At 69.7% G+C, this 18,759-nt stretch carries 17 protein-coding genes, 1 tRNA gene and 1 pseudogene; 9 read left to right on the top strand and 10 right to left on the bottom strand.

All coding sequences use genetic code 11. The annotated features are described in order from the left end of the window. Positions 1–247: 247 nt before the first annotated feature. The 6 genes from FVA80_RS25765 (at position 248) to FVA80_RS25740 (ending at position 3,868) form a co-directional block, all read left to right on the top strand. Positions 248–1,324 carry a tartrate dehydrogenase gene (locus FVA80_RS25765; protein ID WP_147940767.1) on the top strand — a complete coding sequence of 359 codons (1,077 nt, stop codon included), beginning with the start codon at positions 248–250 and terminating at the stop codon, positions 1,322–1,324. A 123-nt stretch (positions 1,325–1,447) separates the two neighbouring features. Then, positions 1,448–2,017, top strand: coding sequence for a hypoxanthine phosphoribosyltransferase (gene hpt, locus FVA80_RS25760; protein ID WP_147909684.1), 570 nt, complete (start codon positions 1,448–1,450; stop codon positions 2,015–2,017). A 184-nt stretch (positions 2,018–2,201) separates the two neighbouring features. Next, positions 2,202–2,567 (top strand): response regulator, encoded by a 366-nt coding sequence (locus FVA80_RS25755; RefSeq protein ID WP_007567202.1) that lies wholly within the window; start codon positions 2,202–2,204, stop codon positions 2,565–2,567. Positions 2,568–2,657: 90 nt separating this feature from the next. Then, the gene (locus FVA80_RS25750; RefSeq protein WP_246692146.1) at positions 2,658–2,984 is read left to right on the top strand and encodes a hypothetical protein; all 327 of its coding nucleotides are present in this window, start codon (positions 2,658–2,660) and stop codon (positions 2,982–2,984) included. 298 nt (positions 2,985–3,282) lie between these two features. Further along, positions 3,283–3,606, top strand: coding sequence for a hypothetical protein (locus tag FVA80_RS25745; RefSeq protein WP_246692145.1), 324 nt, complete (start codon positions 3,283–3,285; stop codon positions 3,604–3,606). 187 nt (positions 3,607–3,793) lie between these two features. Further along, a tRNA-Thr gene (locus FVA80_RS25740) sits at positions 3,794–3,868 on the top strand. Positions 3,869–4,187: 319 nt separating this feature from the next. On the opposite strand, the gene rsgA is transcribed toward FVA80_RS25740, so the two are convergent. The 5 genes and pseudogenes from rsgA to FVA80_RS25715 form a co-directional block, all read right to left on the bottom strand. Beyond that, positions 4,188–5,222 (bottom strand): ribosome small subunit-dependent GTPase A, encoded by a 1,035-nt coding sequence (gene rsgA, locus FVA80_RS25735; protein WP_147909686.1) that lies wholly within the window; start codon positions 5,220–5,222, stop codon positions 4,188–4,190. Between the two features lie 215 nt (positions 5,223–5,437). After that, positions 5,438–5,671: pseudogene (locus tag FVA80_RS31680) on the bottom strand (transposase); the annotation flags it as partial. Further along, positions 5,616–6,143, bottom strand: a complete 528-nt coding sequence (locus FVA80_RS25725) for a chromate transporter (protein WP_210249209.1) — start codon at positions 6,141–6,143, stop codon at positions 5,616–5,618. The gene FVA80_RS25725 and the pseudogene FVA80_RS31680, both read right to left, overlap by 56 nt. Continuing rightward, positions 6,140–6,745, bottom strand: coding sequence for a chromate transporter (locus FVA80_RS25720; protein ID WP_147909688.1), 606 nt, complete (start codon positions 6,743–6,745; stop codon positions 6,140–6,142). The genes FVA80_RS25725 and FVA80_RS25720 overlap by 4 nt, the downstream gene beginning before the upstream one ends. Beyond that, complete coding sequence (locus FVA80_RS25715; protein WP_147909689.1) at positions 6,723–7,709, bottom strand: phospholipase D-like domain-containing protein; 987 nt, start codon at positions 7,707–7,709, stop codon at positions 6,723–6,725. Before FVA80_RS25715 ends, FVA80_RS25720 begins: the two co-directional genes overlap by 23 nt. Before the next feature lie 586 nt (positions 7,710–8,295). Here FVA80_RS25715 and FVA80_RS25710 point away from each other — a divergent pair. From FVA80_RS25710 to FVA80_RS25700, 3 genes are all read left to right on the top strand, one after another. Next, the gene (locus FVA80_RS25710) at positions 8,296–9,777 is read left to right on the top strand and encodes an ATP-binding protein (protein ID WP_187193515.1); all 1,482 of its coding nucleotides are present in this window, start codon (positions 8,296–8,298) and stop codon (positions 9,775–9,777) included. 7 nt (positions 9,778–9,784) lie between these two features. Continuing rightward, entirely contained in the window at positions 9,785–10,165 is a 381-nt protein-coding gene (locus tag FVA80_RS25705; protein ID WP_187193514.1) for a response regulator, read from the top strand. Positions 10,166–10,394: 229 nt separating this feature from the next. Further along, positions 10,395–11,231 (top strand): alpha/beta hydrolase, encoded by an 837-nt coding sequence (locus tag FVA80_RS25700; RefSeq protein ID WP_147909692.1) that lies wholly within the window; start codon positions 10,395–10,397, stop codon positions 11,229–11,231. Between the two features lie 102 nt (positions 11,232–11,333). Here the strand turns inward: FVA80_RS25700 and FVA80_RS25695 are convergent, their stop codons facing one another. From FVA80_RS25695 to FVA80_RS25675, 5 genes are all read right to left on the bottom strand, one after another. Further along, complete coding sequence (locus FVA80_RS25695) at positions 11,334–12,299, bottom strand: alpha/beta hydrolase (RefSeq protein ID WP_147909693.1); 966 nt, start codon at positions 12,297–12,299, stop codon at positions 11,334–11,336. A gap of 297 nt (positions 12,300–12,596) precedes the next feature. Next, complete coding sequence (locus FVA80_RS25690) at positions 12,597–13,844, bottom strand: amidohydrolase family protein (RefSeq protein WP_147909694.1); 1,248 nt, start codon at positions 13,842–13,844, stop codon at positions 12,597–12,599. A gap of 58 nt (positions 13,845–13,902) precedes the next feature. Then, entirely contained in the window at positions 13,903–17,091 is a 3,189-nt protein-coding gene (locus FVA80_RS25685; RefSeq protein ID WP_147909695.1) for an ATP-binding protein, read from the bottom strand. Then, a complete protein-coding gene (locus tag FVA80_RS25680; protein ID WP_147909696.1) occupies positions 17,088–17,783 on the bottom strand; it encodes a hypothetical protein in 696 nt (231 codons plus the stop codon). Before FVA80_RS25680 ends, FVA80_RS25685 begins: the two co-directional genes overlap by 4 nt. Next, on the bottom strand, positions 17,776–18,738 hold the full coding sequence (locus FVA80_RS25675) for a DUF559 domain-containing protein (protein WP_246692144.1): 963 nt from the start codon (positions 18,736–18,738) through the stop codon (positions 17,776–17,778). The genes FVA80_RS25680 and FVA80_RS25675 overlap by 8 nt, the downstream gene beginning before the upstream one ends. Positions 18,739–18,759 lie beyond the last annotated feature (21 nt).

The raw sequence follows: 18,759 nt of genomic DNA, 5'->3' as shown, positions 1-18,759 counted from the left end.
AGGGGTTGGCGGATCGCCGACCCCTTTTGCGTTGCGGATGCTTCGCGGCGCGCGGGTAGGATCTTCCGGCCGGCGTCGACCTCCACGCTTTTGGCATCCGCTTGTTTCAGCGCCCGCCCTCTGGCGGAATCGCAGGGCCAAGACGGTCGCCGACGCATCGCTGTCGGCGGCGCATCGGCCCTGTGCCCACCTGGGGGACGCCGGCGTGTCCGGAATGGCGTACGGTCCAAGAAACGGAGGACGCGCCATGAAGCAGTACCGCATCGCCGCCATCCCGGGGGATGGGATCGGCCAGGAGGTCATCGCCGCCGGGATCGACGTGCTCGACGCCCTCGCCGAGCGCGACGGCAGCTTCGGATTCGCGTTCGACCAATTCGACTGGGGCTCGGACTACTACAAGGCCCACGGCGCCATGATGCCCGCGGACGGGCTGGCGCAGATCGCGGGCCACGACGCGATCTTCTTCGGTGCGGTCGGCGCGCCGGACGTGCCGGACCACATAACCCTGTGGGGCCTGCGGCTCGCCATCTGCCAGCCGTTCGACCAGTACGCCAACGTCCGGCCGACCCGGATCCTGCCGGGCATCACCAGCCCCCTGCGCCACGTCACCGGGCCGGAACTGGACTGGGTGATCGTGCGCGAGAACTCGGAGGGCGAGTATGCCGGCGTCGGCGGGCGGGTCCATCAGGGCCATGCCAACGAGGTCGCCACCGACGTCTCGATGATGACCCGCTCGGGTGTCGACCGCATCATCCGCTACGCGTTCGAGCTCGCACGCGCACGCCCGCGCAAGCTGCTCACCGTGGTCACGAAGTCGAACGCCCAGCGCCACGCCATGGTAATGTGGGACGAGATCGCCGCCGAGGTCGCGGCCGAATTCCCGGACGTGACCTGGGACAAGATGCTGGTCGACGCCATGACCATGCGGATGACCATGAAGCCCCAGACCCTCGACACGATCGTGGCGACCAACCTGCACGCCGACATCCTGTCGGACCTCGCGGCGGCCCTGGCGGGATCGCTCGGCATCGCGCCCACCGCCAACATCAACCCGGAGCGCCGGTTTCCCTCGATGTTCGAGCCGATCCACGGTTCGGCCTTCGACATCGCCGGCAAGGGCATCGCCAACCCGGTCGGGACTTTCTGGACCGCCTGTCAGATGCTCGAGCATCTCGGCGAGACGCAGGCCGCCGCCCGGCTGATGCGCGCGGTCGAGCGCGTCACCGCGGATCCCGGGCTGCACACCCCCGATCTCGGCGGCACCGCCACCACCCGCGCGGTCACGGACGCGGTGATCGCGGCGATCCGCGGAGACAACGGCTGACGGAAAGGCACCCCGCCCGCCGCGATCCGGAGTTCCCCCGGCGGGCTTGGGGCGCTAAGACCGTCCTCCGATCGCGGCGGCGAGCCCGCCCCACAAGAAGAACCAGCCCCCGGGACCCGTCCGATGAGCATCCCCGAGCGGCGTGTCCGCCCCCTGTTCGACGAGGCGGCGATCGCCAAGCGCAACACCGAGCTGGCGCAGGAGATCCTGTCGACCAACCCGGAGGACCTTCTGGTCGTCGCCGTGCTCAAGGGCAGCTTCATGTTCGCCGCCGACCTGCTCCGGGCCCTGCACCGGGTCGGGCTGTCGCCGCAGGTCGAGTTCGTGCACCTGTCGAGCTACCGCACCGGCACGGTCTCCACCGGGCAGGTCGAGATCCTGCGCGACGTGCAGAGCGAGGTGCGCGGGCGGGACGTGCTGCTGGTGGACGACATCCTCGAATCCGGCCGGACCGTCGTGTTCGCCAAGGACCTGCTCATGGCACGGGGCGCCAAGCGGGTGCTCACCGCGGTGCTCCTGGAGAAGCCGGGCAAGCGCGCCGTGACGATCGACGCCGATTTCGTCGGCTTCACCTGCCCGGACGTGTTCGTGGTCGGCTACGGAATGGATGCCGCCCACGCCTACCGGCAACTGCCCTTCGTGGGCGTGGTCGATTTCGGCAGCGGCGATCCGGACCTGTTCGACGAGGCGTGACCGGCCCGCTGGACGGCGCGGCATTTTCGTCCCGGCGGACGGGGATGCGATTGTTTTCCCGAGTTGTGCCTTGACAGCGCAACGGTTCCGTTCGTGATCTGTTATCCATGAGCAGGCCTGAAGTCTCATCTTGGCGGGACATCCTCGGAATCAGGCCCGGGATCAGGAACGTTTACGGGACCCCATGGCGCGCATCCTCCTCGTGGATGACGAAGAGACCGTCCGCGGCTTCCTCAAGCGGGGGCTGGAGATCGACGGCCATGCCGTCGTGACCGCCAATGACGGCAGCGACGGGCTGGATCGGCTCAACGAGGCCGATGGCGGCTTCGACCTGATGCTGACCGATATCCGCATGCCGCTCATGGACGGCATCGCGCTGGCCCTGGCGGCCAAGCGCGATTTCCCGGACCTGACCATCCTGCTGATGACCGGCTTCGCCGATCAGCGGGAGCGGGCCCGCGGGCTCGACGCGATCGTCACCGACGTGCTGACGAAGCCGTTCTCCCTGGCGGATTTGCGCGCCACCGTGAGACGGGCGCTGGCCGCCTGACGGTGCGCGTCCTCGTGCCGGCCGTCGATTTCATCCGCCTTTAAACATCCGTTTTAGGTGGCGCTTCACGAAAGCGTGTCAGTTTCGGCGGTGGATACCGATCCGGCCGGGCAAGACAGCGCGATGGACCGTCGAGACAGGCACGCCTCCGAGGCGGATTGGGACGACGACTGGGACGCGCCGCCGCGTCCTCGCAGAAGCGTCTTCGGACGAACGTTCGGGCTTCTCAAGCTCGCGGTCTTCGTCCTGCCGGTGGCGATGCTCCTCTATGGCAGCGTCGCCGATTGCAGCACGCGTCCCGCCCCGGGGAGCTGGCTGGGGCTCGTCGGCGCGAGCGCCTGTGCGCGCGGCGAGATGATCGGCAGCGTCCTTTCGATCCAGGACAACTTCGCGCTGCTGAAGCGGCTGATCGATTGAGGCCGGCCGGTGAACGCCTGCCGGATCCGCCCGAGAGCATCGTTCCGAATGGCGGTCGCCGGCCTTCGGGACAACGACGATGGGAATGAAGAAGCGACCGCCGCGTGACGGGCCCGAGATCCGGCCCGCCGCCCTGGAGCGGATACCGGCTCAGCGTCAGCGAGCGCGTCACATCCAACACTGAGAGGCGACCCCGATTGCATCGCGACCGGGCTCGTCTGCTACACCGATCTTCGCGAGCCCAGCATGTCCAGCCAGCCCCTCCCCCCGTCTTCCGCCGCGAACGGGCACGACGCGCTTGAGGAGGCCCAGTTCCGCGCCCGCATGGCGCGGCTCGGCTCCGACCAGCGGTCGGCGCCGCCCGCGGAACCCGCGGGCCGCCGGCCGCGGCGGCTTCCGCCTCGGCTGGAAGGGCTGGCTCGTCGTCGACAGCCTGATCGTGCTGCTGGTCGTGGCGGCGGTGGTCGCCTGGCCGCCGATCCAGGCCTGCCGGCACCAGGACAAGACAACCGGCTTTTACGCCGGCGATTCCGTCGATCGCTGCATCCGCCGGGGCATTGCCGAGCGCATCGACCGGGCGGACCAGCGCCTCAAGGCCCTGGTCCGCGGCTCCGGCCGCTAAAGCGCGCGCCGCCGACACGGAGGCCGGCTCAGCCTGAACGCGTCACACCAAGGATCTGGCGCCGTTTCCTGTCACACCGGCATCGGAAATGACGCCCGCCTCGGCACAGGTGATCGGGTCGGACCCCGGATCCTCGCCGGGGCCCGCTTGAGCGGCGGCACCGCGACTGGTAGCAAGCGTGTCGTGGGCCGGTGTAGCACAGCGGTAGTGCAGCGGTTTTGTAAACCGAAGGTCGGGAGTTCGATCCTCTCCACCGGCACCAGATTTTTGTCTAACGATGGCAGTAGGTTAAGCGGATTTCAGGCCTCGGCGACCGCATCGCTCGTACAGCGGCATGTCGCATCGACTCTTCGAACCGCCAGGCCGTGGAAGGACCCGGAAATAGCGGTCCACCATTCGGCCAGCCTTCATCGTGCCATTCTGTGAGGCGCTTCAGACTCGCACAATGCGCTGCGATCGTATGACCTGGCCGTACCACGATCGGCGCCCGTGCTGCCGCCGACCGGACCGTAAGTCCTATCGGTCGGGCAAAGCGTTCGCCGTCTCTGTTTCAGACGCTCGCTTCGACGCAGACCGACAGCCTACCGGCCGGTCTTCTGACGGCCGTGCGGCCCGCTGGACACCTTGGCGTTGTCGAGGTTCTCGGTGAGCAGCTTGCGCCATCGGGTCAGCCTATCGGGATCCAGCTGGCCGTTGGCGACGGCAGCCCGCACTGCGCAACCGGGTTCGTGGGCATGCGTGCAGTCGCGGAACCGGCACGAAGGCGCCAGTTCGGTGATCTCGGCGAACAAGGTCGCGATGCCGTCGGCGGCGTCGCTGACCTGAAGCGTTCGCATCCCGGGCGTATCGATGACCCAGCCGCCGCCCGCGATGGCGTGCAGCGAGCGCGACGTCGTGGTGTGGCGCCCCTTCGCGTCGTGCTCGCGGATGCTGCCCGTCTCCTGGGAGACCTCCGCGTTCACGCCGGTCAGGGTGTTCACCAGAGTCGACTTGCCGACACCGGAGGAGCCGACCAGTGCAACGGTCTGTCCGACGCCGCACCACGGCGATAAGGCGCCTGCAGCCTCCGGGAGACGGGAATCGACGATCACGACCGCCAGACCGCGCTGCAACGCGGCGGCTTGGTCCCGGTAGGTTTGCGCATCGGCCACCGTGTCCGCCTTGGTCAGAAGGATCACCGGATTTGCACCGCCCTGATTGGCGAGAGCCAGATAGCGCTCCAGCCGAGCAGGATTGAAATCCGCGTTGCAGGATGTGACGATGAACAGCGTATCGACGTTGGCCGCGGCCACCTGCGGAATCCTGCCGCCTTCGGTGCGTCGCTCCAGGACCGACCTGCGGTCCAGGCGGCGGTGCAGGGTCTGGGTCCGCGGATCGACCAGCACCCAATCGCCCACCGCGAAGGCGCCGGTGTTCGTATGAACCGGAAGCGTCAACTTGACCGGTCCGGTGAGAGCCAGGGCGGTCATGCGGGAGCGGTGGACCGTGGCGATCCGCATGGGGGCGAGATCGGCCTCGTCGTCCCCCCGCTGGTCTTCGAAGAAGCTGGACCAACCCAGGCTGGCAGGCTGCGCGGAAGGGGGGCAGACGGGATGATCAATCACCGGCTTGGCCATGCCACGGCCTCCCGCCCATGGCCAGCATCGAAATTGTAACGCTGCGCCGGACCCGGCGTGCTTCCAGCGATGCATCCGACCCTGTCATCGACCCGGCTGCACTTCGCGCCGCGTCCTTGGGAGTGACATCGTCGGCTTCCATTGGGTGCGCGCAGTGGCAGGCGGAGCAGAAAGACCGATCGCCTCCGGTGGGTTTCAGTGAGATACCACGGAACAACCAGCCGCTTGAGCTTGCCGTTCTCGTCCTCCAAGTGCTTGCGCCAGCGGGTCGCCAGCACGCCTATGCCGACGAACTGGTTCGTCCCGCGATAAAGCGTCGGATCGGACACGCCCATCTCCCGGCAGACCTCGTCCACTGATCCGCCGTTCTCCGCCTGCCGCCGGCCAAAGGACTCAGATCGCGCGCATCCAGCCCAGAAAGCCCGCGATGGCCAAGATGGGGAGCGGATTGAGATTGGTGCGCCAGAACAGCAGGGTGAAGATCGCTGCGGCGCTGTACCCGCGAGACGAGAAGCCGGCCCCCTCCGCGACCGTCCACCCGCTTGCCAGGATCAGCCCGACCGCGATCGGCCCGAGCGCCGCCTCCAGGGCGATATGCCAAGCGGCCCCCGAGGACGCCTGCCAGATCCGCGCCACGACGATCATCAGCACCGCGGCCGGAAGCATCATGGCGGCCTGGGCGACGACCGCCCCGGCGAGGCCCGCGACCTTGTAGCCGATCATCGCGACGATCAGGTTGCTCGGCCCGGGCGCGGCCTGCGAGATCGCGAAGAGGTCGGAGAACGCGCCGCCGGTGAGCCAGTGCGCCTCCCCGACCGCATGACGCGCCATCTCCGGCACGACGCTGTTGCTGCCGCCGATCGACAGGATCGACATCGTGCTGAAGAAGGTCGCGAGCGCGACGAGAGCGCCGGGTCTCACCGCTCGGTCTCCGCGTCTCCGCGCCGGCGCGGATGCCGCCACGCCACCAGGAAGGCCGGGGGTGCCAGGATCGCCAGGACGGCGAGGAGCGGGAGGTGCAGAACGATCGAGCCCACGAAGGCCAGGGCGATGATGGTGAGCGCCGCGGGCCGCCGCGCGAAGCCCTCGCCGGCCTTCAGGCCTGCCGACAGGGCGAGCCCGACTGCGGCGGCGGTGACCCCGCGCAGGATATCCTGAACCGCCGGGACCGCGCCGCTCCGGAAGTAGGCCCAGGCGAGGCCCAGGACGATGCAGAACGGCACGAGCGTCAGGCCGAGCAGGGCGGCCGCCGCTCCAGGCACGCCGCGGAAGCGGTGGCCGACATAGATCGCGAAGTTCGCCTGGTTGGCCCCGGGCAGCACCCGGGCCAGCGCGTAGGCGCTGAGGAACTCGGCGTCGTCGAGCCAGCGCTTGTCCTCGACGATCAGCTTGCGCGCCCAGGCCGTGAGACCGCCGCCGAAGCTGACCAGCGTCAGCCGGTTGAACAGCCAGAACAGCTCCGGAAGTCCGGGCGCCACGGCGGTTCGGGCCGGGACGGGCTCAGCTGTGTGGGAGGTCGGCATCCGGCTCGAACTCCGCATTCTCCTCCGCGTCGGCCGCGGCGATCGGATAGGGGGGCTCGTACCGCCGCGAGCCACGCCAATCCGCCTCGAAGATCGCCGCGATCGCGCCGACGGTCGCGGCGTCTCGGACAACGACGCCGAGCTCGCGCCGCAGGTCGAAGGCGGCCTGATCGAGGTTCTGGGTGCCGAGATAGACCCGCGCCCCGTCGATGATCGCGATCTTGCCGTGGCTGCGCAGCCCCCGCTGCTTGTGAAGCCGGCCGCCGGCCGCGCGGTACAGGCGCCACAGGGCGAAAGAGTACATCAGGTCGGGCTGGTGCAGCCCGTGCTTGCCGCCACACAACAGGCGGACACGCACCCCGCGCTTCAGGGCGGCGTGGATCCGCTCGAAGATCACCGGCTCGGCGAATTTCGGGTGGGCGAGATCGATGCTGCGCTCGGCGCCGTCGAGCAGGTCGCACAGGATCGCCCTGGCGCCCCCGGGGCTCCAGGACAGGTCGGAGCCGCCGTCGGGCGCGAACGCCTCGCCGCTCCAATCGCCCTCGAAGCAGGCCCGGATGCCGGCGACCTGACCGGGATCGGACAGGACGACCGCGTAATCCCGGGTCTTGGTGAAGTACTTCTCCATGAAGTTGAACGTCGCCACCATGGCGCGCGCGCCGTCCACGACCAGGGACTTCTCGTGCGTGACAAGGAAGCGCGGCGACGTCCAACGCACGGAGATGCCGGCCTCCTCCAGGCGCGCGAAGGTCCCGTCGTTGATGCGTTCGCCGGTGCCCTTGGCCGGGTTGAGGAGGACGCGCACCGCGACGCCCTCGGCGTGGCGAGCCAGAACCGCGTCGATCAGCAGGGGATGGTCGAAGGTGAATTGCTTGAGCAGGATTTCCCGCTCGGCGCTCCGCATCAGCGCGACGACCGGCTCGACGCCGTGGTCCGGTTGAACGATGAGCTGCGGCGCTTGCATGTCGTCGCTACGACCTCCTGACGTCAGACCCGTGCGATGGCCGCGATCGAGCCGGGGCGGTCGAACCGGTTATCGACGCTGCCGCGACGCAGCGGTCTGCCGTGGCGACTCATGTAGATGTACATGGCGGGCGCCGTATAGAGTGTGGAACTCTGCGCAGCGATCAATCTTCGCACCATCGTCACCTATGCCGGCTGGCGCAATTTTGCGCCGGCACCGGTCGCGAACAATATCGGCCAGAAATCCGCGCTGCGGCGGCTGCGCTCTCGACCGCCGTGGCGCCCGGGACCGGAGCATCGCCCTCCACCGCCCGAGCCGTCGATCGGAGCTGCGAGGGCCAGGGCGATGCGGTCCGTGAGGATTAGGCTGCGGCGGCGCCGGGGGCCAGCATCAGCACAGGTGCCCGTCCAGCCCCGCGCGTGGGACGAAGCGAGCAAACCTGCGTTCGGAAACTTTATGATGCCGTGCCGATACAAGTCCATAGCGGCAACATGCAATCCACGGTCGAATTGCGCCATTATACAGGCGTATCGGAGACGGGCTGGTGCAATCTCCCTAAGCTGGTGGACCCGGTTGGATGAGTGGCATGCGGCAGGTCTTCTCGCGCTGGCCGAGCCTGGCGCAGACGTCCCACCACCAGGTCACGGGCAATGACGACCTGCCGGCCTGGATGCGGGCACAGCCATCCCGCCCCGCGCACATCGGCGCGGGAGACCTCGGCGCAGCGGGGCTGTCGGTTGGCATCCCGGTCGCCCTGGCCTTCCTGGCGGGCTCGACGGGCGCGTCGTCGAGCGGCGTCCTGCCGATCCTGTGCGGGATCCTGGCGCTTCTCGCCGCGGCCGCCACCGCGGCCCATCTGATGGCGCTGCGGCGAGGCCGGCGGAGCGCCGACCGTGCCTTCGAGGCCATCTACGAGCGCTCGGGCATCTCGATCTGGCGCGAGGATTGGACTGCCGTGGCCGACGCCGTCGCGGCCCTGCGCCGGGACGGAATCGTCGACATCGAGTGCCATTTCGCCAGTCACCCCGATGAGCTCCGTGCCCTGCGGGCGAAGGTCATCATCACGGATGTGAACGCCTTCACCCTCGAGGAGACCGGCGCGGCGGCCAAGGACGCCTATCTCGGCTCCCTGGATCGCCTGCTGCCCGACACCGACCAGACCTTCGTGCAGTGGCTCGTCGCATTCGGCCGGGGCGACCGCTTCTTTCGCTCGGAAGCCCACATCCTGGGCGCCGATGGGCGCGAACGCGACGTGCTGTTCACGGCGACGCTGCCGCAGGAGCGCGCGGCGTTCGCCGACGTGATCGTCACGTCGCTGGACGTCACGGCGTTCAAGCGCGCCCAGGCCCATCTCGCGGCGGCCGACACGGAACTCGCCAGGACCTCGCGGATCACCACGGTCGGGGCGCTCAGCGCCTCCATCGCCCACGAGGTCAACTCGCCCCTGGCAGCCATCGTCGCCAACGCCCAGGCGGCCCTGCGCTGGCTGCGCCGCTCCGAGCCCGACGTGGTCGAGGCCTCCCTCGCCCTCGACGACGTGGTGGCCGAGGCGACGCGCGCCCGCGATGTCGTGGCGCGGACGCGCTCGTATCTCAGCAACGCGCCGCGGATCGTCGCCCCGATCGACCTGGTCCAGGCCGCGCGGGACGCGAACCTCCTGGTCGAGCGCGAGATCCGCAGCCACGGCGCCACGATCCATCTCGCCGCCGAGGAGGCGATCCCACCCGTCCCGGCGGATCTGATCCAGATCCAGCAGATCTTCGTCAACCTGCTGGTCAACGCGGCCCAGGCCATGGCGGACGCCCCGGGCCGGAAGGACATCACCATCGCGATCCGCCGGGTTGCCGCCTCCGTGGTGGTCGAGGTGGTCGATACGGGTCCCGGCATCGAGCCCGAACGGCGTGCGCGGATCTTCGAACCGTTCCACTCCACCAAGGTTGGTGGCATGGGGATGGGTCTGGCCATCTGCCGGAACCTGATCGACGCGCATGGGGGCGACATCTGGGTCGATGCCGCCCCAACGGGGGGCGCCGCCTTCCACTTCATGCTGCCGCTCGCCCATGGCTGAACGTTCCGTGCGCAGTCCCGTCGTCGCCATCGTGGACGACGATCCCTCGATCCGCTCCGCCCTCGATCGTCTGACGCGCGCGCTGGGATACGAGGCCCTCGTGTTCGACGGCGTGGAGCCGCTGCTCGCCACCCTCGACGAGGCCAACATCGCGTTCGTGGTGACGGATGTGCAGATGCCGGGCTTGAGCGGCCTCGATCTCCTCCGGATCCTGGCGGGCCAGCGGCCGCATCTTCCCGTCATGGTGATGACGGCCTATCCGAGCGAGGCGACCCGCGAGCGGGCGCTCGCGCTCGGAGCCTTCGCGTATTACGCCAAGCCTTTCGAGGCGGACCAGTTCGAGCGCTGCCTGACCACCGTGCTCGGGTCCCGCCCGCTGTCACGTTAGGGGCGCGCCGCCGGGCTTGCCCGAGGCCGATCGGCTCGGCATCGCTGCCGTCCGGGACAACGCTCGGCACGAACCCGCGCGGCCCGTCGGGACGCGGGTCTGTTCGGCGCCGTGACGGCACAAGCGCGATGCTTTCGTACAAGCGGGCGTGGGCGCGGCGCCCTAGGAACCGTGCTCGGCCGTCCGGCGGAACGGCCGGAACGGAATTGGATCAGGTACGGGGAACACCATGGCCACGGTTACGACCCGGGACGGCACCGAAATCGCCTACAAGGATTGGGGTCCGAAGGATGCCCAGCCGATCATGTTCCATCACGGCTGGCCGCTCTCGTCGGACGATTGGGACGCGCAGATGCTGTTCTTCGTGGGGAACGGCTATCGCGTCGTGGCCCATGACCGCCGCGGTCACGGCCGCTCGGCGCAAGTCTCGGACGGCCATGACATGGACCACTACGCGGCCGATGCCGCCGCCGTGGTGGAGCATCTCGATCTCCGGAACGCCATCCATATCGGCCATTCCACGGGCGGCGGCGAGGTCGTCCGCTATGTCGCCAGGTTCGGCCAGCCGCAGGAGCGGGTCGCCAAGGCGGTCCTGGTGAGCGCCGTCCCACCACTGATGCTCAGGACCGAGGCCAATCCGGAGGGGTTGCCCCGCGACGTGTTCGACGGATTCCGCAAGGCGCTCGCCGAAAACCGCGCCCAATTCTTCCTCGATGTCCCGGCCGGTCCGTTTTACGGCTTCAACCGCGACGGGGCGAAAATCCTTCCGGGTGTCATCCAGAACTGGTGGCGGCAGGGGATGATGGGCAGCGCCAAAGCCCATTATGAGGGTATCAAGGCCTTCTCGGAGACCGATCAGACCGAAGATCTCAGGGCGATCACCGTACCGACCTTGGTGCTCCATGGCGAGGACGACCAGATCGTGCCGATCGCCGACGCGGCGCTGAAGTCGATCACGCTCCTGAAGAACGGAACACTGAAGACATATCCCGGATACCCGCACGGCATGCTGACGGTGCATGCGGATATCATCAATGCCGACATTCTCGCCTTTGTCAGACGCTGATCGTCGATAGCTCGGTGGCCTTGCCGACGCGGGCATCGCTTCGGGGCGCCCGAAGATGGCCCACGTCCAGCGTGGGCCCTCCTCTCGACGTGAGCCCTCCTCTCAACGTGGGGCCGACGACGGGAGAGGCGTTGTCTCGACGCGGCCGAGGAAGTCGCGGGTGAGCCGGGCGATCTCGTCCGTCGCCTCGTCCAGCGCGAAGTGCCCGGCATCGAGGATGTGCAGTTCCGCCTTCGGCACGTCGCGCAGGTAGGCCTCGGCGCCCGGCACGATGAAGGATGGGTCGTAGCGGCCCCACAGCACGAGCATCGGCAGCCGATGCTCCCGCATCCAGGCCTGCCAGGCCGGGTAGGACGCGACGTTCGTGCGGTAGTTGGCGAGCAGCGCCGCCTGGATCTCCCGCTCGCCCGGCCTCGCCAGGATGGCGTACTCGTCGGCCCAGGTGTCCGGGTTGTAGCGCTCGGGGTTGGGACTGGTGCCGAGGTGGCGCTGCTTGGCCCCTTCGAGCGACGTGAACGCGTCGACCTGCTCGGGATGAGCGGCGGGATCAGCCCAGTACTGGGCGATACCCTGCCACTTGGCACCGAGGCCCTCCGCATAGGCGTTGGCGTTCTGAACGATGAGCGCGTCGACCCGTTCGGGATGAGCCAGCGCCATGCGGAAGCCGACCGGCCCGCCGTAATCCTGCAGGAACAGCGTGTACCGCTCTATGCCGAGCCGGGCGACCAAGCCTTCCATGGTCTTGGCGAGAGTGTCGAAGGTGTAGGTGTACCGGGCCGGCGACGGCGCGTCGCTCTGTCCGAAGCCCGGGTAGTCCGGGGCGATCAGATGGTAGCGGTCGGCGAGGAGCGGCAGCAGCGGGTCCCACTGCCGGGACGACGACGGATAGCCGTGCAGCAACAGGACCGTGGGCGCGTCGCGTGGCCCGGCCTCACGGTAGAAGATGCCGACGCCGTCGATCTCGACCCGATGGTAGGTCGTCGTGGCCGAGACTGAGGGAATCGGTTGCGCCGTGCCCTGCCCGAGGGCCAGGGCGGTCGTGGCGGCCAGGATGGTTTGCGTCGGCATGGTCCGAACTCCTTCGTCGGCGGAGGGCGTTACGGTCGAGCGCATCGACGGCGGCATGCGGGTGCGGGAGGATCCAGCCCTACAAGGAGGTTAGGACGCAAGGAGGTTAGGACGTCGGAGCCGCGGAGAGGAAGCCTGCGGTCCGTCTCCTCCGTCGCCCTGCCGGCTCGCCGCCGAGGCGGCGGCGTTCAGGATCTCGGCGGCGGACCGGACCGAACCCGCGCGCACGGCGGCGAGGACGTAGCGAAGGGCTCGGCGGTCTTGATGGGCGACACCGTGCCTGCGGCGCCCCCGCCGTCAAGCCGGCGACGGCGTCGTTCCGGCGACCGGGCCACGGCGGTCGATGGCGACCACCCCCTTCGCCAAAACCAGAACCGGTTCCTGGCGCTCGACGATGATCTGCGGCGCGCAGGCGGCGTCGAACGCGACGAGGTCGGCCCGCACGCCGGAGGCCACCGTCCCCGGGCCAAGCCCGGCCACCCGCGCCGGCACGGCGGTGACCGGATCGAGCAGAGCCGTGAGGTCCGCGTCGCTCCTGAGATCGAACCGGTACGCGGCGAGCAGGACGCGGTCGATCATGCCGGTGACCGTGGACGGGTTCCAGCAGTCGCGTACGTTGTCGGTGCCGAAGCAGACCGCGACGCCGAGGTCCCGCAGGCGCGGGATCGGCGGGCACCTGCGTGTGCCGGGCACGCTGCTCACCAGGGTGATGCCGGCTTCGCGCAGCGCCTCCGCGATCCTGCCGAGCCGCAGGTCGTCGGCATCCGCCAGGGCGAAGGCGTGGCTGATGGTGACCTGGCCGCCGAGCCCGGAGGCCTTCGTGCGCGCGACGATCGCGTCGATCTCGTCGAGGCCGGCCTCGCCGCCGTCGTGGAGATGGATGTCGATGCCGCGGCCGTGACGCTCGGCCAGTCCGAAGACGGTGTCGAGCGGCCCGTCCCGGTCCCCGTCGATGCCGACGGGATCGAGGCCGCCGACGAGGTCGGCCCCCATCCGCAGGGCTTCGTCCAGGTAGCCGGCGACCGGGGCGCAGCGGAGGATCCCGCTCTGCGGAAACGCGACGATCTGGATCTGCATGCGATCGGACCAGCGCGCGCGCAGGTCGAGGATCTGCGCGAGGTGGTCCAGCCGGGTCACGTCGTCGATGTCGACATGGGTCCGCAAGCTGGTGGTGCCGCCGCGGAGCATGCGTTCGAGGAGCGCCTCGGCGCCCTGACTCGCCAGCGGCATCCGGCGGGCCCGGCGGACGGCCTTCTCGTCCTCGATGATCGCGCGGACGGATCCCTGGGCCCGGTGCGGCCGCCAGTCCAGGCCGAGCATGCACTTGTCGAGATGCACATGGCTGTCCGACAAGCCGGGCAGCACCAGAGCGCCGCCAAGATCGATCTCCCGGCCTGCGGGCGGCAGGGGTCGGTCTGGGGCGTGGAGCGCGGCCACACGCTCACCTCGGATATCGATGGTGACCTGGCCGCCTGCGATCGTCGTGGCGTGCAGCAGGCGCAGGTCGCAGGACGCACCTCCCGGCAGATCGGACCTCGCCGTCATCGTGAACCTTCCTCTCGGCGAGCCCGGTCGCAGCTACGCCGGCTCGGGACCTGTGGCGTCAGGAGGCGCGCGCCCGGGTGCCCGCCTCGATCGAGCGCTTGGCCTGACGGATGACCTCCTCCGGCGTCGGCGGGTTGGCCGGATGGTAGGACAGGCAGAGGGGTGTGCGCAGCTTGGCCGGCCGTCCAGAGCCCTCGGTGGCGAAGTAGAACTCCCCGGCCCCCAGCTTGCCGATGTCGGCGGCCGCGCCTCCGTTCGCCGCCAGGATCTCCTGGGCGGCCGCGATCGTCGCGGGCGCGCTCTGTCGCCCGAAGAACTGCGTGGTGCAGTTGGAGACGACCTGGTTGTGGATGCCGCGCGGCACCTGCGTCGCCACGATCATCCCGAGCCCATACTTGCGGCCCTGGGCCACGAGCTTGATGCCGCTTCCGAGACTCGGCGACGCCCTCTGGGCCGGCAGGAACGTCTGCGCCTCGTCGACGACGTAGAGCATGCCGCGCGGGGACGGGTTCTTCTTGATCCAGCCGAATAGCGTCATCTGGAGCCGGTTCACGAAATCCTCGCGGGCCGCGTCCGATGCGAGACCCGACAGGTTGATCACCGAGATGCGGGTGCGCGCCGGGTCGCGCCCGAAGAACAGGTGCCGCGGGTCGAGCACCGTGCCCTCCACCTTCAGGAGCGGGTTCGTCGCCACGGCGGCGTGGAGCTGGTCCGCCATGCCGAGCCCGAGCTTGGCGGCGTTGCCGATCTGGCTGATGCCGTCGGGTAAATCCGCGAGCAGGGCCATGAAGGCCGCGAGGTTGCCGCCGCCGCGCTCCGCGAAGCGGCGCAGCGAATCCGCCAGCACGCCGCGCTGGAGATTGGTCTTGGCCCCGGCCAGAGGCCCCAGAGTCTCGGCCGCCATCTCGATCGCCTGTTGGCGCTCATCCCGATCCTCGCCCAGGTCCGCGAAGTCGGGCAGGACGGAGAGGAACAGCGGGTTGCCGGCATGCACGCCCGGCGTCCACACCACCACCTCGACCCGCTCGGCGTAGAGCGCCGCCTTGCGATCGTCGTCCGGCGAGAACCCATGCGGCCGCTCGGGCCAGCGATCGCCAAGGCGCGAGAGATCGTTGTTGGGGTCGATGACGATGGCCGGAAGCCCCGCGAGCGCGGCCTCCTCCACGAGGCGGCGCAGGAGCACGGTCTTGCCGGAGCCGGAGCCCGCGATGATCGCGGTATGCCGGGGCAGAAGGCGCAGCGGCAGGCTCACGCCGGGCGCATCGGGCGTGAGCCGGTGCCCGACCGATATCGCATCCGCTTCGGCACCCGGCGCCGACGGTCCGGGATTGGGCCGATCCGGCCGAACTCCCCGTCCCGCCGGGGCGTGAGCCGCCGGGGGCGCAGCGGGTGCGTTCGCGACAGCGGCGCCCTCGCCGGCGGCTTGAGCTTGTCCCAGAGCTGAAGCGGCCTTCGCCGCATGGGCGAGGCCCGCATCCCGGAAGAACGCGGTGTTCACGAGCGGCTGCTCGGCACGGATCCAGCGCTCGAACCGATCGGACGCGCCCGCCTCCAGCGCCCGCGCGTGGAGGTCGCGCAGGGCGACGAAGACGCGCAGATCCGCGTCCGAGGGGTCGATCGACATGCCCCCGGCTGCCGTGAACGCGTCGACGAGCTGCTTCGTCTTGGCCCCGCCGGGCATGGGCCCGCGGCGGATCAGCAGCAATTCCCGGTCGGGGATTCGCGCCGAGATGCCGGAGGCCGTGAGCGCCGCCCGCAGACGGGCCTGGAACGCGATCGCGTTCTGGTGCTGGAGGGCCCGATAACAGACGTGCCGCTCCCGGTCGTTCTCATCCCGGTGGATGTAGATCAGCCGTCCGTGCAGGGGCGGGATCCGCTGGTCGGGCTCGCCTTTGCTGGCGACGTCGAGGGTGTCGTCCGGATCGTCTTCCAGGGCGTAGAGGTCGAAGGTGTCGCGCAGCAGCTGGCCGAGCCAGGTATCCTCATCGCTGCGGATGCCCGCAATGTCGGCCTCCCGGCACGCGGCGGCGAGATCGAATCCGGCCTCCTCGGATGGGGCTTCCGGAGGTGGACCGGCCGTTCCGAGACTGTCGCAGACCGAGACGGCGCCCTCCGCGAGGCAGCGGCGTCGGAAGGCGTCGCAGCGCATCAGCAGCGTGCGGGGCATCATGCCGGCCGCCGCCGCGGCGGCGAGGGCGCGCTCGCTGAACGGCCAGGTCGGGAACGGTGGCACGTAGCCGGCCTCCGCGTAGGCCGGCTCGAGACGACCGGCCACGAGAGCGGCGGCGGCAGCCCGCTCGTTCATGCCCACGAGCCCCGTCGCCTCCGCGAAACGCTCCCGCATGGGCTTCAGGCCGCGTACCTCCAGCCGCTCCCAGGATTCCTGGAGGCAGGTCATCACCGTCATGCTGCGGTCGCAGACGATGTGGACCTCCAGGAGCCCCGCGGCGAGCACCTCGGCCAAGCCCGCCTCCGCGTCGATCCCATCCTCGGCCGCGAGACGGCCGGTCTCGATCACCCCGTCGATCTGGTCGACGGCGATGAGCGTCGGCCCACTCAGCGCCATGATCCAGCACATGCCGCGCACGAGCTCGACGGGAGCCGGCGGCGGCGTCTTGAAGCCCAGGGCCGCCCGCTCCGCCGGGTCGGCATCGTAGCCCTGCAGCCAGGCATGCGCGAGGCCGACGACGGCGAGATCCTGCGACCGCAGGAGACACAAGGCGCGGAAGACATCGAGGTGCTTGAGCGCCCGACCGGGATCGACGCTCATCAGCGCCCGGACCAGCACGTCGACGATCCGGCGGGCATCCATGTTCGGCGTGTTGAATGCGGCCTCGACCTGCGCCTCGACACGGAAGCGGCGTGCCACGCCGGCGAGCACGGCATCCGACTGCCGCCGCCCGTCCGGCATCGTCTGCAGCAGGGCGGTCACGAAGCTCAGGGCCGCGCTGCGCCAGAAATCCGTCAGCCCGAGGACGTCGAGGGGCACGAACCACGCGCCCGTGCGCCAGGCCTCGCGCCGGACCTGCCCGATGAGGTGGGTCTTGCCGATTCCGGATTGGCCGACGAGCACCCGGCCCAGCGCCCGGTCGGCCGGCTGGTGCGCCTTGCCGTGCAGGTCGGCGACGATCTCCGGGACGAGCCGCTCGTTCGGGCCGCCGGTCGGCGCCGTATCGATCCAGATGCTGTCGAGCGTCCGCACCCAGTCGAAATCGATCGCGCGCAGGGCGTCGAGGGCATCGATCATGATTGAATCCAGAGGATGTGGAACGGCTCGCCGGCCGGGCTGAACGCCGCCTCGCGCTCGGCGGCATTCAGCGATTTGGGGTCGCTGAACTGGCTCAGCCGCGCCGTGCGATCGTTGCGCAGGATGGCCGCGAGGCCCGCATCGACGGTCGCGCGGTCGAGGTCCTCGAGATGGGCGCGCAGGGCACTCAGGCGCACGGCCTTGGCCCGCGCCCCGCCCGTCAGCGCGAGGTAGGCGGCGTCGATGCGCGCCCGGAGCTGCTTGGGTCCGAGCTGCTTGGGTCCGAGCTTCTTAGGTCCGCGTTTCTGCGGCCCCTCGGCCGTCGATCTACTCGCACGTGGGGCAGGCGCCGCCGGTGCCGGCTCGTCGGGGGCGCTCCCGACGAGGTCGGCGAGGGGCCGACCCGTTCTGGCGAGATCGACATGAATGCGCTCCAGCCAGTCCTGCAGCACCCGGAAGGTTGGCGGCAGGGGCTCGCGCATGTGCTCGCCCGCCCAGTTCCAGCCCTTGTCCGTGACGGTCAGGCGCAGGGAGCGCCCCTGCCGCTCTGCCTCGAGGTAGCGCCCCGCGATCAGGGCCTCCCGGTCCGCTTTGTCGATGCGCGGCGCGAGTGTGCTCTGCAGCGCGCTTCCACAGCGGCCGAGGAGGCACCACAGGATCAGCGCCTGCTTCGGCGTCGGCATCTCACGCATCGGTTCGCCCTTCCTGCGCACCGCGTCGCAGGCGGACGACGGCTCGAATCTTCTCGATCGCGAGGGGAAGGTCGGTCGCGACCTGATCGTTGGTCAAGCGCAGCACGAGGTAGCCCGCCGTGAGGAGCTCGTAGTCCCGGTGACGATCGTTGCCGAACTTGGGCTCGACCCGGTGCTCGGGGCCGTCGAGTTCGACGACGATGCGGTGCTTGCGGCAGAGCAGGTCGACGCGGGGTCGTGCGCCCCAGGCCCCCACGGGCACAGGGGCATTGCAGACGAACAGGCCCCTGAGGTCTGCGTCCTGCGCCAGTGCCTCCGCGACGTGCCGCTCGATGGCGCTCGCGTGGTGTGCTCCGGCCGGCGCGATGAAGCGCTCGGCCGCCGCACGTTCCCTTCGTGCGAGCTGATGGACGCCGTAGAGGATCCGGTCGTAGGGCGCGGCGTCGGATGGCTCCGCGGCGAGCACCGGCACCACCGTGGCCTCGTGCCGCACGCACCATTCCAGCGCCTCAATGGCCGGACGCGCCCGCGTCGCCGCCACCGGATCGACCTCCCAGACCAAAATGACGCCGGCGGGGTCGATCAACCGGGACAGGCGGCGGAGTTCGAGGTCGCGCCCCATCTTGCGGAAGCGCGGCGTCAGGCCGAGCCTGGCGCGCTTGGCGGCCGCCTTCAGCCACGGATCGGCGACGACCGGGGTGGGCGACGCATCACGGCCGTACCAATGCGGCCAGCTCTCCAGCGCCAGCTCGGCGAGATCGTCGAGAAGCCGGTCGATGAGCGCCGCGGCCGTGCGTCGGCCTCCGCTTGCGACCAGCAGCGCGCTGCGGTCTGTGCCATCTGAGATCAGCGTCCCCATGGCGGCGCTGTCGACGCCCAGGACGACCAGACGCTCGCCCTGCCCCAGGCCGGCAAGCCTCCGCGCCAGGTCGTCTGGCGTGAGCTGCGGCCTCACCGCAGCGACGGGATGGAGAGG

It is taken from the genome of Methylobacterium sp. WL1, assembly GCF_008000895.1.
Lineage (GTDB): Bacteria > Pseudomonadota > Alphaproteobacteria > Rhizobiales > Beijerinckiaceae > Methylobacterium.
Note: the sequence above shows the minus strand (reverse complement) of the source record. Positions and strands in the feature narration are given on the sequence as shown.

Excerpts from the sequence above, each read along its gene's own strand:
- FVA80_RS25680 (WP_147909696.1), bottom strand. The coding sequence starts at position 17,783 with ATGCGTGAGATGCCGACGCCGAAGCAGGCGCTGATCCTGTGGTGCCTC.
- FVA80_RS25720 (WP_147909688.1), bottom strand. The coding sequence starts at position 6,745 with ATGCCGACCTCCCACACAGCTGAGCCCGTCCCGGCCCGAACCGCCGTG.
- FVA80_RS25765 (WP_147940767.1), top strand. The coding sequence starts at position 248 with ATGAAGCAGTACCGCATCGCCGCCATCCCGGGGGATGGGATCGGCCAG.
- FVA80_RS25715 (WP_147909689.1), bottom strand. The coding sequence starts at position 7,709 with ATGCAAGCGCCGCAGCTCATCGTTCAACCGGACCACGGCGTCGAGCCG.
- FVA80_RS25755 (WP_007567202.1), top strand. The coding sequence starts at position 2,202 with ATGGCGCGCATCCTCCTCGTGGATGACGAAGAGACCGTCCGCGGCTTC.
- FVA80_RS25690 (WP_147909694.1), bottom strand. The coding sequence starts at position 13,844 with ATGACGGCGAGGTCCGATCTGCCGGGAGGTGCGTCCTGCGACCTGCGC.
- hpt (WP_147909684.1), top strand. The coding sequence starts at position 1,448 with ATGAGCATCCCCGAGCGGCGTGTCCGCCCCCTGTTCGACGAGGCGGCG.
- FVA80_RS25695 (WP_147909693.1), bottom strand. The coding sequence starts at position 12,299 with ATGCCGACGCAAACCATCCTGGCCGCCACGACCGCCCTGGCCCTCGGG.
- FVA80_RS25685 (WP_147909695.1), bottom strand. The coding sequence starts at position 17,091 with ATGATCGATGCCCTCGACGCCCTGCGCGCGATCGATTTCGACTGGGTG.
- FVA80_RS25710 (WP_187193515.1), top strand. The coding sequence starts at position 8,296 with ATGCGGCAGGTCTTCTCGCGCTGGCCGAGCCTGGCGCAGACGTCCCAC.
- FVA80_RS25700 (WP_147909692.1), top strand. The coding sequence starts at position 10,395 with ATGGCCACGGTTACGACCCGGGACGGCACCGAAATCGCCTACAAGGAT.
- rsgA (WP_147909686.1), bottom strand. The coding sequence starts at position 5,222 with ATGGCCAAGCCGGTGATTGATCATCCCGTCTGCCCCCCTTCCGCGCAG.